Consider the following 12,025-nt stretch of genomic DNA (forward strand, 5'->3'; position numbering starts at 1 on the left):
GCTGGTTTCTGGTTGCCTGGTTGATGCCTGTCCGGTGCCTGGTTCCGTTCCGGTGTCCTTGCGTCGTCGTCTAGCGCTCGATCAGTTCCGCGAGAACCGATTTATCGAAACGCCAGGGAATCGGCGCATCTTCGACCGCGTGACGCAGATGCGTGACAAACGCGCGGCGGCCGATCTCGCGGCCGCCCAGCGACGCCAGATGCGCCGTATTCTGCTGACAGTCTATCATCCCAATTTTATGGCGGCGCAAGTGCGCGACGAGCGCGGCGAGGGCGATTTTCGAGGCATCGGTCTTGTGCGCGAACATCGATTCGCCGAAGAACATCTTGCCGAACGACACGCCATAAAGCCCGCCGACGCGCCGCCCGTCGAACCACGTTTCGACGCTGTGCGCCTTGCCCGCGCGATGCAGCGTCGAGTACGCCTCAACGATTTCGGAAGTGATCCACGTGCCGCGCTGACCGTCGCGCGGCGTGTCGGCGCACGCGTGCATCACGGCGGCGAAGTCGTCGTCCACGCGCACTTCCCAGAGCGGCTCGCGCGACACGCGTTTGAGCGTCTTGCGCAGCGAATCGGAGACCTTGAACTCGTCCGGAACCAGCACCATGCGTGGATCGGGACTCCACCACAGCACGGGCTGACCGTCCGAATACCACGGAAAGATGCCGCGCCGGTAGGCATCGACGAGACGCGCGGGCAAGAGCTCCGCGCTCGCGGCGAGCAAACCCGGCGCGCCGCTCAATGCGCCGAGCGCGCGCTCGACGGGCGGGAACGGATCGTCGTCGGCGAGCCAGGGAACCATGGTCGAAGCGGTCGATGCGCGAGGCGCTCAGCCTTCGCGCAGCGTGCGGAAGATGTCGCCCGTGTGCAGCGTGAAGTTGCCCGCGGCGCGGTCGGCGAAGAAGAAACGCAGCGTCTGGCCGACGGTCGGAAAGGCGATCTCGTCCCACGGAATCTCGCTTTCCTCGAAGAGACGCACTTCGAGACTTTCCTCGCCGGCGTCGATTTCGATATCGAGCAGACGCGCGAGATAGAACAGATGCACCTGATGCACGTGCGGCACGTTGAGCAGCGTGAAAAGACTTTGAATCTCGACGCGCGCGCCTGCTTCCTCGAGCGTTTCGCGCGATGCGCCTTCGCTCGTGGTCTCGTCCATTTCCATGAAGCCTGCCGGCAAGGTCCAGTAGCCGTAGCGCGGCTCGATTGCCCGGCGGCACAAGAGCACCTTGTCGTCCCACACCGGCACCGTGCCGACGACGTTGCGCGGATTCTGGTAGTGAACGGTGCCGCAACTGCCGCAGACGAAGCGCTCGCGGTTGTCGCCAGGCGGGACCGAAAGGGCGACCTCGTGGCCGCAGACGGAACAGAATTTCATGGAAATGGACGTGGGAAGTGTGGTGCGAGTGTATCACCGGCTTGGGGGTCGTCATGAAGGGCGGGTGAGGCGGAAAGCGGGGGCGTGATCGGTTGGTCGGGCGGAACTCGCGCAGGCGACGCGAACGAAGTGAACGAAGCGAACGAAGTGAACGAAGTGAACGAAGCGAACGAAGCGAACGAAGCGAACGAAGCGAACGAAGCGAACGAAGCGAACGAAGCGAACGAAGCGAACGAAGCGAACGAAGCGAACGAAGCGAACGAAGCGAACGAAGCGAACGAAGCGAACGAAGCGAACGAAGCGAACGAAGCGAACAACACGAACAACACGAACGACCGCGAACGACGCGAACGACCGCGAACGACGCGAACGACCGCAAACGCCAGAGCGCTTCGCCTCACCGCCCATCTCGCTACAATGGTTGACTGACGTTGCCAGCTACTCCCCATTCACGATTGACGGGCGCATCGCTCCGTACGAACTCCATGTCCACTTCTCCTCGTCCCCCGATGCTCGCGACCGCGCAAGCGCTCGGCCTTCTCCTCGACGCCGCGCATCGGGTCGATGGCACCGAGCGCATCGATACGCTCGATGCCGCGGCGTCGCTCGGCCGCGTTCTCGCCGCCGATGTCACGTCGCCGCTAGACGTTCCGCCAATGCACACCAGCTCGATGGACGGTTACGCCGTCCGCGCCGCCGATCTCGCCGGCGCAAGCGAGGCCGCGCCGCGCGCGCTGCCGGTGTCGCAACGCATTCCGGCTGGCCACGCCGCCACGCCGCTCACGGCAGGCACGGCCGCGCGCATCTTCACCGGCGCGACGGTGCCTCCGGGCGCCGATACCGTCGTCATGCAGGAAATGGCGCGTGCGGCGGACGACGGCAGCGTCGCGTTCGCGCACGCGCCCGCAGCTGGCGAATGGATCACGCAACAAGGCGCGGACATCCGCGGCGGTTCGGCGATCCTGCCTGCGGGCACGCGCCTCACGCCGCAAGCGTTGGGTCTCGCGGCATCGGTCGGTTGCGGCGCGCTCGATGTCGTGCGGCGCGTGCGCGTCGCCATCTTCTTTACCGGCGACGAACTGCGCATGCCCGGCGAGCCGCTCGCGCCCGGCGCCATCTACAACTCGAATCGCTTCGTGCTGCGCTCGCTGCTTGCGAAACTCGGTTGCGACGTGACCGACCTCGGGATCGTGCCGGATCGTCTCGACGCAACGCGCGAAACCCTGCGCCGCGCGGCCGGGGAACACGATCTGATTCTGACGTGCGGCGGGGTATCGGTCGGCGAGGAAGATCACGTGAAACCGGCGGTGGAAGCCGAAGGACGCATCGCCATGTGGCAGATCGCGATGAAGCCCGGCAAGCCGCTCGCGTTCGGCAACGTGCGACGTTCGGATGCCGCACTCGGCGAAGCATATTTCATCGGCCTGCCGGGAAATCCGGTGTCGAGCTTTTGCACCTTCTTGCTGTTCGTGCGGCCGTTCCTGCTGCGGCTGGCAGGCGCGAGCGACGTCGCGCCGCGCGTCTACTCGATGCGTGCCGACTTCAGCCAAAAGAAGGGCGACCGCCGCAACGAGTTCCTGCGCGCGCGCGTGAACGACGCGGGCGGCCTCGATCTCTTTCCCAATCAAAGCAGCGCCGTGCTGACTTCGACCGTGTGGGGCGACGGCCTCATCGACAATCCGCCGGATCACGCCATCCGCGCGGGCGAGACGGTGCGCTTCATTCCCTTTTCAGAGTTGATGCGGTAGAAGGCCATCAAATGCATATCGAACTGAGATTTTTTGCGAGCGTGCGCGAAGCGCTGGGTGTCGCGAACGAGACGGTCAGCGTGCCGGACACCGTCGTGAATGTCGGCGATGTACGCGCCTGGCTGCGCATGCGCGGCGGCGCGTGGGCCGAAACGCTCGCCGAAGGCCGTGCGTTGCGCATGGCCTGCAATCACGTCATGACGGACCCGTCGCAGCGCATCACGGATGGCTGCGAAGTGGCGTTTTTCCCGCCGGTCACGGGCGGTTGACATGACGATCGTGCGCGTACAGGAGGCGGATTTCGATCTCGGCGCGGAAGTCGCCGCGCTGCGAGCGGGCAATCCGAAAGTGGGCGCGGTGGCGTGCTTCGTCGGCACGGTGCGCGACTTGAACGAAGGCAGCGCGGTCGAGACGATGGAGCTCGAGCACTATCCCGGCATGACGGAGAAATCGCTGCACGAGATTGCCGAGTCGGCGCGTGCGCGCTGGCCTGGGTCGGACGTGCTGATCGTACATCGCGTGGGAAAACTGAGGCCGCTCGATCAGATCGTGCTGGTCGCAACCACGGCGATGCATCGCGGCGAGGCGTTCGAATCGTGCGCCTTCGTCATGGACTACTTGAAAACGCAGGCGCCGTTCTGGAAGAAGGAAAAAACCGACGCGGGCGAGCGCTGGGTCGATGCGCGCGAATCGGATGATACGGCGCTGGCTCGCTGGCAAAAGCCGAAAAGCTAAAGCGCGGCGATGGTCTTAGGAAAAGGCGACGATCCGCGGACAAGTCAAACCGCTTACCGCGTGACTAGCGAGACAAAAGCGGCACGCGAAATCGCGCTAAGAGCGCTCGCAAACGGGTAAAAGCCAAAAACCTTGGGCGGCAAGACAAGCGTGATCGGCGAGGAAGAACGCCGCGAGCGTCACTCCGTATCCGCCGAACGTCCCACGAATCTCGCTGGAAACGCTTCCGCCGATGGCTGCGCCGCGAAACGCGGCTCTTCCCGGCCGCCGGTGCGCTGCCGTTTGAGCGCCGCGAGAAGTTCCTGCTGCGCGTCGGGAATCTTGTAATCCCAGCCGAACTTGCTCAATTGCAAACTGTGCGCGATCCGCAGTGCCGGTTCCATGAACTGCACGGCGGCGGCCGGCTCGTAACGCGCGTCCACGGTGTCGAGAAAGAGCGTAAGCCAGCGTGCGAAATGCTCGGGCGCGATACCTTCGAGCGGCCGATGCGCCTCTTGCACATTCCCGCGATACTGCTTCGTTCCCAACACGAGGCTCGACCAGAAGGTCGTCATTTTAGCGAGATGCTCGTCCCAGCGGCCCGTCAGTTCGCGCGAAAAGATCGGGCCGAGCAGGGGATCGTCATCGACACGGCGATAAAACGTCTCCACGAGCGTCCGGATGTTGGCTTCGTCCGGTTCCGCAAAGCGAGCCGGGCGGGCAGATGATTCGTGAAGGGTCATGGCAAATAAATGTTATGCGGATGCTTACACGCAAGCGTCAGCACATTATGCTGACGATAGGCGCTGTTTTGTCGCAAAATGTCGCGTCTTGAACAGCGATAATCCGACCGGTCGTTCAATTTTTCGTGGCAGGCCGCGTCAGGATGTTAGACCTTATGTGCGCGTTGAGGTCATTGTCGCTGGCGCGCGCACGGTGTTTTTCCGCGCATCCCGCGTCGCGCCGCTTTCGCCGTCTGCTCTTCGTTTGCCCGCGTGCCTCTGGCTCCGTTGTTCTCGATGCGCGTGTTCCGCGCACAAAATCATCGTGACATCATGCGACTGACCGACTACACCGACTACACCCTGCGCGTCCTGCTTTATCTTGCCGTGCGCCCGTCCCGCCTTTCGACCATCGGCGAGATATCCGAGGCGTATGGCATCTCGCGAAATCATCTGATGAAAATAGTCCAACAATTGGGCGAACTCGGCTGGGTGGAAACGGTGCGAGGGCGTCATGGCGGACTGCGGCTTGGCGAGCGCACGCCTTATCTGACGATCGGCGAGATCGTGCGAACAATGGAAAGCGACTTCGACATCGTCGGTTGTTTTTCGCGCGACAAGGCACACCGGCAATGCGTGATTCAGTCGGCCTGCTTGTTGCGCGGCGTCTTCGCGACGGCGCGCGATGCCTTCCTTGCGGAACTCGACAAGCATACGGTCGGCGAACTCGCGCGTCCGGCGGATGAGCTCTCGCAGTTGCTTGGCATCGTGAGCGTGATTCCGGTATCGGTCGAGCGCATGCAAAGCTCGTCTGCCTGACGCGCGGTTAAGTCCTGCACGCGGCCGGACGGTGAACGGAAACCGGACGGACAGGTCATTCTCATGCGTCGACCCTCGCGCGGGCTTTCTCGAAATCAAGCGAAAAAGTGCGCGCAAACGGCTAAACGAGGCTTGAAACCGGCCAAAAGCGCCTCATTTCGGTCGTATTCGAATTGGAGCTTTCAATAATGAGAATCGACAAACTCACCACCAAATTTCAGGAAGCGCTGTCAGACGCGCAAAGTCTGGCGGTCGGTCACGACAACCAGTATATCGAACCGGTTCACTTGCTTGCCGCGCTGATCGCGCAGCAGGACGGTTCCGCGCGCTCGCTCATGTCGCACGCGGGCGTGCAGGTTCAGGCACTGCAAAACGCGCTCAACGACGCGATGAATCGTTTGCCGCAAGTGCAAGGCACGGACGGCAACGTGCAGGTCAGCCGCGATCTCGCGGGCCTGCTCAACAACGCCGATAAAGAAGCACAGAAACTCAACGACACCTACATCGCGAGCGAAATGTATCTGCTCGCGGTCGCGGACGACAAAGGCGAAGTGGGCCGCGTGGCCCGCCAGCATGGTCTTACGCGCAAGGCGCTCGAAGCCGCGATCAACGCGGTTCGCGGCGGCGCGCAGGTCGATAGCCAGGACGCCGAAAGTCAGCGCGAGGCGCTCAAGAAGTACACCGTCGACCTGACCGAGCGCGCCCGCGCAGGCAAGCTCGATCCGGTGATCGGCCGCGATGACGAAATCCGCCGTTCGATCCAGATTCTGCAACGCCGCACCAAGAATAATCCGGTGCTGATCGGCGAACCGGGCGTCGGCAAGACGGCTATCGTCGAAGGACTGGCGCAGCGTATCGTCAACGGCGAAGTGCCCGAAACGCTCAAGGGCAAGCGCGTGCTGTCGCTCGACATGGCGGCGCTGCTCGCGGGCGCGAAGTACCGCGGCGAGTTCGAGGAGCGCCTGAAGGCCGTGCTGAGCGATATCGCCAAGGACGAAGGCATGACCATCGTCTTCATCGACGAAATTCATACGATGGTCGGCGCGGGCAAGGCCGAAGGCGCAATGGACGCGGGCAACATGCTCAAGCCGGCGCTTTCGCGCGGCGAATTGCATTGCATCGGCGCGACCACGCTCGACGAATATCGCAAATACATCGAGAAGGACGCGGCGCTCGAGCGGCGTTTCCAGAAAGTGCTGGTCGACGAACCTTCGGTGGAAGCGACCATCGCGATCCTGCGCGGCTTGCAGGAAAAGTACGAGTTGCATCACGGCGTGGAGATCACGGACCCGGCTATCGTCGCGGCGGCGGAGTTGTCGCATCGCTATATCACGGACCGTTTTCTGCCGGACAAGGCGATCGATCTGATCGACGAAGCGGCGTCGCGCATCAAGATGGAAATCGATTCGAAGCCCGAAGAGATGGACAAGCTCGACCGCCGTCTCATCCAGTTGAAGATCGAACGCGAGGCCGTGAAGAAGGAGAAGGACGAGGCATCGCAGAAGCGTCTGCAACTCATCGAGGAAGAAATCGACCGGCTCAATCGCGAATATTCGGATCTCGAAGAAATCTGGACCGCCGAAAAGGCCGCCGTGCAGGGCAGCGCGCAGCTCAAGGAAGAGATCGAGAAGGCGCGTGCGGACATCGCGCGTTTGCAGCGCGAAGGCAAGCTCGAGAAAGTGGCCGAACTGCAATACGGCAAGCTGCCCGAACTCGAAGCGCGTCTCAAGCAAGTGACGCAGGCCGAGTCGCAGGAGCAGAACAACCCGACGCGTCCGCGTCTTTTGCGCACGCAAGTGGGCGCCGAGGAAATCGCGGAAGTGGTGTCGCGTTCCACGGGCATTCCGGTCTCGCGCATGATGCAGGGCGAGCGCGAGAAGTTGTTGCAGATCGAGGGCAAGCTGCACGAGCGTGTGGTCGGTCAGGACGAAGCCATCGGCGCGGTGGCCGACGCGATTCGCCGTTCGCGCGCGGGTCTGTCCGATCCGAACCGTCCGTATGGCTCGTTCCTGTTCCTGGGGCCGACGGGCGTCGGCAAGACGGAACTGTGCAAGGCGCTGGCCGCGTTCCTGTTCGATTCGGAAGATCATCTCATTCGTATCGACATGAGCGAGTTCATGGAGAAACACAGCGTCGCGCGTCTGATCGGTGCGCCGCCGGGATACGTCGGCTATGAAGAAGGCGGTTATCTCACCGAAGCCGTGCGTAGAAAGCCGTACAGCGTGATCCTGCTCGATGAGATCGAGAAGGCGCATCCGGACGTCTTCAACGTGCTCCTGCAAGTGCTCGACGATGGCCGCATGACCGATGGACAAGGCCGCACCGTCGACTTCAAGAACACGGTGATCGTGATGACGTCGAACCTCGGTTCGCATGTCATCCAGAGCATGGTCGGCGAACCGCACGAAGCGGTGAAGGACGCCGTCTGGGAAGAGGTGAAGCTGCATTTCCGGCCGGAATTCCTGAACCGGATCGACGACGTGGTGGTGTTCCACTCGCTGGATCGCGCGAATATCGAATCGATCGCGATGATTCAGTTGCAGCGTCTGCACGACCGCCTGGCCAAGCTCGACATGCAGTTCGACGTGTCGGATGCGGCGCTCGAACAGATCGGCAAGGTCGGCTACGACCCGGTGTTCGGCGCGCGGCCGTTGAAGCGCGCGATTCAGCAGGAGATCGAGAATCCGGTCGCCAAGCTGATTCTGGCTGGCAGGTTCGGACCCAAGGACGTCATTCCGGTCGATATCAAGGACGGGAAGTTCGTGTTCGACCGCGTAGTGCACTAAAGGCGGTTGATCGCTGCTTGTTCTTCGGCGGCGATTTCTAAAGGGCGATGGGTGATCCATCGCCCTTTTTGTTTGGCGGCAGCGGGAACGATCGATGACGCCAACGCCGCGGCCCGCAAAACAAAAACCCCGCAAGGCGACCGCTTGCAGGGTCCAACACAAACGCGATGAATCAGACTCAGCCTTGTTTCGGCGCTTCGTTCTTGCCGAAGAGACCCGCCAGGCCGCCTAGCGATCCGAGCACACTCGACAGATCCATCTGGCCATTGGCGGGCACTTCGCCGTTCGGCGTCGCGCGGTCGACGATATGCGGAAGCACCGCCGCGAGCATGCCCGACAACTGATCGCTCGACACGCCGGCTTTCTGCGCGAGCGCACCGACGTTGTCCGAGCCGAGCGCGTTGTTCAGCGTGTCCGGGCTGATGGGCTTGTTTTCGCCCGTGCCGATCCATGACGACACGATGTCGCCCGCGCCCGCCTGATGAAAGCGCTGGATCAGCCCCGCGATACCGCCCGGCTGATTGTTGACGAATTCGAGCGCCGCCGTGATCAGCGCAGCCTGGCCGGATTGACCGGGTTGGCCGCCTTGTTGCGACGAGTTGCCGAGGGTGGAGGCGAGGATATCGATTAGGCTCATGGCAGTCTCACTACGAGAAGTTGCGGGGTGGGGTGGCTCGCGTGACGCGCTTGCATCGTGCGAAGAGAGCGAAACGCGAGCTTTGAGACGAAGTACTTGAGGTTGAAGGGCGATGGCATGATGCGGTTGGCCGTCGCCTGCTCGCCTCGATCTTTTCTAACTTTTATTGACTGGCAGCCGCGGCGCTCGCGGCCTTGTCTTTCTTGCTCTTGCGCTTCGAAGGCTTCGCATCGCTTGCCGCGGCGGGTGCCGTCGTCGCTGCCGGCGCCGCGCTTGCAGCCGCCGCCGCGCTTGCGGCCTTGGACTTGCGCGAACTCTTTTTCGTAGCCGAAGCAGGTGTGGCGGTAGCCGGCGCTTGCGGCGTGGCGGCTGGCGTTTGCGCGGTGGTGGCCGCGGGCGAGGTTGCCGCCGTGGCGGCTGTCGACGATTTGACCGTCGAGTTGGACGGCGCGGCGCCTTGCGTGCTGCTCACGGCGGGCTTCGTGGTCTTGCCCGTGGGCGGCTGCGACGATCCGCCGATGGTCAGACCGTTCTCCTCGAGCTTGGCCACGGACTTCGTTCCAAGACCCTTCACGCGCGTCGCGAGATCGTCGGCGTCCTTGAACGGGCCGTTCTTCGCGCGCTCGTCGACGATCGCTTTCGACTTCACCGGACCCAAGCCCTTCACGGAATCGAGCGCGGCTTGATCGGCCGTATTGACATCGACCGCGGCAAACGCGGTTCCGACGGACAGCATCAACGCAAAGCACAGCATCAGCAGCTTTTTCAGCATGACGGCACTCCAGGCAATGGAAAAGAATGATGAATCGATGCGTCCGGGCTTACGACAGAATAACGACTTTGCCGTTAAGCATAGGGCAAAAACAAGTCCCGAACGATGACGGCTCGCATTGTGCACGACCCCGCCGCGCGCACCACACGAGCGCACAATCTTTAACGTCGCGCAATGCAGATTGGATGACGCATCAATATTTTGCATGCTGCAAGGCATGCTTCGGCCTTACCGCGACGGCCTTTGAGCAGTCTTGAGAAACGCGCCGCGCACTTCGAAGGCGATTGAATCGACCGCGTTGCCGCGCGCATCGACGAGTTCGAGGACGTGATGTCCCGGCCATGGCAGCCAGGCGACGCGCGCATCGCGGCCGAACGGCTTGCCGTCGAGGCGCCACGCGAGCGCGCCATTGCCCGAGCGTTCGAACCACACGCGCTGGCGCGCGGGCGGAATGTCGGGATCGAGCGCGAAGATGGTGCCATTGGTCGGCGCTCCAATGCGCGCCGCCTGGCTGTCCCCTTTGCCGCTCGCTCTGCTTGAGCCCGCCGCGTTCGCCGTGATGCCGATAGCGCTCATCTGCGTGCCGCGCACGAACCATTCCCCGCGCTTCGGTTCGATATCGTTCTGATACGCGACCTGCGTTTCGATCACGCCCGACGGCGCAGTCGGCGCGTGGCTGGCGGCTCGCCGATGCAGATAGCCGACGAGCGCATTCCACGCGGGCGCCGCGCCGGTGACGCCGGAGACGTCCCACATAGGCGCGCCATCGGCATTGCCGACCCACACGCCGACGGTGTATCGCGAAGTGAAACCGACGGCCCAGTTATCGCGCATGTCCTTGCTGGTGCCGGTCTTGACCGCGCTGAAAGTGCGCATGGCGAGCACGCTGTCGAAACCGAAGGTGCGCGTGCGCGCGTTGTTGTCGGCGAGCATGTCCGTGACGATGAAACTCGCCTCCGGGCTGAACACGCGCTTTCCCGCAGGCGCGGCAGCGTGGCTCGCAAGATCGAACGACGGCCGCGCGACACCGCCGTCGGCCAGCGCGCGATACGCATTGGTAAGCGTGGCCAGCGTGACATCCGCGCTGCCGAGCGCGAGGCTGAAGCCGTAATAATCGCCCGCTTGCGTGAGCGGCAGACCGAGCGCGACCAGCGTCTTTGCAAAGCGATGCGGCGTGACGAGCACGAGCGCGCGCACTGCCGGTACGTTGAGCGACGACCCGAGCGCCGTACGCACGCTCACCCAGCCCTTGAAGTCGTGATCGTAGTTTTGTGGAATATAGAGGCCGCCGCCGGTGGCGAGATCGAGCGGCGCGTCGTCGAGCAGCGTGGCCGCGGTCAGGCGTTTTTCGTCGATGGCCTGCGCATACAAAAACGGCTTGAGCGTCGAACCGGCCTGCCGCGCGGCGAGCACCGCATCGACTTCGGGCGCGTTCGACAAGCCGCCCGCCGAACCGACCCAAGCGAGCACATCGCCGGATGCGTTGTCGATCACCACCGCCGCCGCGTCGTGCACATTGCGCGGATGAGCCCGCGCGTTGAGTTCGGCAAGCGTGCGCGCGAGCGTGTCGCGCGCGAAGCGCTGCACATGCGCATCGAGCGTCGAGCGCACGCGATCGCCCGCCTTGGGATGCGTTTCGCCTGCAACGCGCCGCGCGAAATGCGGCGCGAGCGCGTCGTCGCCTTGTGCGAAGCCCGGCGCCGACGCGGTGCGTGTGAGCGTCAGTTGCACATAGCTGTCCAGGTTGACGCACGGGTCGTTCGCGTGCGTCTTGTCGCTCGTATGCAAAGCCTGCATGTCGCGCAAGATGACGCAGGCGCGCGACGCGACCTTGTCATAACGCGCATTCGGCGCGCGCACGAGCGCGGCGGCGAGCGCGGCCTCGCGTTCATCGAGCCCGGACGGCGCCTTGTTGAAAAGCGTCTGCGACAACGCCGATAAACCCACGATCTCGCCGCGAAACGGCACGAGATTCAGATACGCCTCGAGAATCTGGTCCTTGCGCCAGCTCCGTTCGAGCCATAGCGCGCCTACTGTCTGCTGCGCCTTTTCGCCGATATTGCGGCGGCCGTTCGGCTTGCCGTTATCGTCGTCGATGAGTCCGGTGAGCTGCATCGTCACCGTCGATGCGCCACGCGTGCGCGTGTTCCACAGATTCGCCCATGCCGCCGCCGCCGCGCCGCGCCAGTCGACGCCCGCGTGGTCGTAGAAGCGCTTGTCTTCCGAAACCACGATGGCCTCACGCAACGCGGGCGAGACATCCGCAAGCGCAACCCAGTCGCCGCGCCGCGCGTGCGTATCGACACGCGTGCGTTGCAGCGGTTCGCCATCGCGCGACAACAGCACCCAGTCGGAACTGCGCCAGTTCGCGCGCACCTCGTCGAAGCTCGGCGACGCGCACGCCGCCGTTGCCACGACGCAGCCGATCAGAAAGCACAGGGCGCGCTTCACG

At 63.5% G+C, this 12,025-nt stretch carries 12 protein-coding genes; 6 read left to right on the top strand and 6 right to left on the bottom strand.

Annotation, left to right across the window (positions count from 1 at the left end; all coding sequences use genetic code 11):
* Positions 1-70 precede the first annotated feature (70 nt).
* Positions 71-802 (bottom strand): leucyl/phenylalanyl-tRNA--protein transferase, encoded by a 732-nt coding sequence (gene aat, locus P9292_RS34015; RefSeq protein ID WP_309963550.1) that lies wholly within the window; start codon positions 800-802, stop codon positions 71-73.
* A 27-nt stretch (positions 803-829) separates the two neighbouring features.
* Positions 830-1,375 carry an NUDIX hydrolase gene (locus P9292_RS34020; RefSeq protein WP_244825366.1) on the bottom strand — a complete coding sequence of 182 codons (546 nt, stop codon included), beginning with the start codon at positions 1,373-1,375 and terminating at the stop codon, positions 830-832.
* 84 nt (positions 1,376-1,459) lie between these two features.
* Here P9292_RS34020 and P9292_RS34025 point away from each other — a divergent pair, with 84 nt between their 5' ends.
* The 4 genes from P9292_RS34025 to moaE all read left to right on the top strand — a co-directional run bounded on the left by P9292_RS34025 (position 1,460) and on the right by moaE (position 3,858).
* Entirely contained in the window at positions 1,460-1,804 is a 345-nt protein-coding gene (locus P9292_RS34025) for a hypothetical protein (RefSeq protein WP_309963552.1), read from the top strand.
* Positions 1,805-1,884: 80 nt separating this feature from the next.
* A complete protein-coding gene (gene glp, locus P9292_RS34030) occupies positions 1,885-3,123 on the top strand; it encodes a gephyrin-like molybdotransferase Glp (protein WP_404989362.1) in 1,239 nt (412 codons plus the stop codon).
* An 11-nt stretch (positions 3,124-3,134) separates the two neighbouring features.
* Positions 3,135-3,392, top strand: a complete 258-nt coding sequence (moaD, locus tag P9292_RS34035) for a molybdopterin converting factor subunit 1 (protein WP_244825364.1) — start codon at positions 3,135-3,137, stop codon at positions 3,390-3,392.
* A gap of 1 nt (position 3,393) precedes the next feature.
* Positions 3,394-3,858, top strand: a complete 465-nt coding sequence (moaE, locus tag P9292_RS34040) for a molybdopterin synthase catalytic subunit MoaE (protein ID WP_309963554.1) — start codon at positions 3,394-3,396, stop codon at positions 3,856-3,858.
* Positions 3,859-4,037: 179 nt separating this feature from the next.
* Here moaE and P9292_RS34045 read toward each other — a convergent pair whose 3' ends face one another.
* Complete coding sequence (locus P9292_RS34045) at positions 4,038-4,580, bottom strand: group III truncated hemoglobin (protein ID WP_309963556.1); 543 nt, start codon at positions 4,578-4,580, stop codon at positions 4,038-4,040.
* Positions 4,581-4,892: 312 nt separating this feature from the next.
* Between P9292_RS34045 and P9292_RS34050 the strand changes: the two genes are divergently transcribed.
* Positions 4,893-5,378 (top strand): Rrf2 family transcriptional regulator, encoded by a 486-nt coding sequence (locus tag P9292_RS34050; protein WP_250492286.1) that lies wholly within the window; start codon positions 4,893-4,895, stop codon positions 5,376-5,378.
* A gap of 188 nt (positions 5,379-5,566) precedes the next feature.
* Complete coding sequence (gene clpB / locus P9292_RS34055; protein ID WP_309963559.1) at positions 5,567-8,164, top strand: ATP-dependent chaperone ClpB; 2,598 nt, start codon at positions 5,567-5,569, stop codon at positions 8,162-8,164.
* A 178-nt stretch (positions 8,165-8,342) separates the two neighbouring features.
* Here clpB and P9292_RS34060 read toward each other — a convergent pair whose 3' ends face one another.
* From P9292_RS34060 to pbpC, 3 genes are all read right to left on the bottom strand, one after another.
* Positions 8,343-8,915, bottom strand: coding sequence for a YidB family protein (locus tag P9292_RS34060; protein ID WP_409014978.1), 573 nt, complete (start codon positions 8,913-8,915; stop codon positions 8,343-8,345).
* A gap of 49 nt (positions 8,916-8,964) precedes the next feature.
* Positions 8,965-9,573: a helix-hairpin-helix domain-containing protein gene (locus P9292_RS34065; protein ID WP_250464988.1), complete on the bottom strand. Its 609-nt coding sequence runs from the start codon at positions 9,571-9,573 to the stop codon at positions 8,965-8,967.
* A gap of 228 nt (positions 9,574-9,801) precedes the next feature.
* On the bottom strand, positions 9,802-12,024 hold the full coding sequence (pbpC, locus tag P9292_RS34070; protein WP_309963562.1) for a penicillin-binding protein 1C: 2,223 nt from the start codon (positions 12,022-12,024) through the stop codon (positions 9,802-9,804).
* Between the last annotated feature and the right edge of the window lies 1 nt (position 12,025).

This window comes from Caballeronia sp. LZ001, assembly GCF_031450875.1.
In the GTDB taxonomy this organism is placed as follows: Bacteria; Pseudomonadota; Gammaproteobacteria; order Burkholderiales; family Burkholderiaceae; genus Caballeronia.

Coding starts and splice junctions, on each gene's coding strand:
- P9292_RS34065 (WP_250464988.1), bottom strand. CDS start 9,573: ATGCTGAAAAAGCTGCTGATGCTGTGCTTTGCGTTGATGCTGTCCGTC.
- moaE (WP_309963554.1), top strand. CDS start 3,394: ATGACGATCGTGCGCGTACAGGAGGCGGATTTCGATCTCGGCGCGGAA.
- glp (WP_404989362.1), top strand. CDS start 1,885: ATGCTCGCGACCGCGCAAGCGCTCGGCCTTCTCCTCGACGCCGCGCAT.
- P9292_RS34050 (WP_250492286.1), top strand. CDS start 4,893: ATGCGACTGACCGACTACACCGACTACACCCTGCGCGTCCTGCTTTAT.
- clpB (WP_309963559.1), top strand. CDS start 5,567: ATGAGAATCGACAAACTCACCACCAAATTTCAGGAAGCGCTGTCAGAC.
- aat (WP_309963550.1), bottom strand. CDS start 802: ATGGTTCCCTGGCTCGCCGACGACGATCCGTTCCCGCCCGTCGAGCGC.
- moaD (WP_244825364.1), top strand. CDS start 3,135: ATGCATATCGAACTGAGATTTTTTGCGAGCGTGCGCGAAGCGCTGGGT.
- P9292_RS34045 (WP_309963556.1), bottom strand. CDS start 4,580: ATGACCCTTCACGAATCATCTGCCCGCCCGGCTCGCTTTGCGGAACCG.
- P9292_RS34020 (WP_244825366.1), bottom strand. CDS start 1,375: ATGAAATTCTGTTCCGTCTGCGGCCACGAGGTCGCCCTTTCGGTCCCG.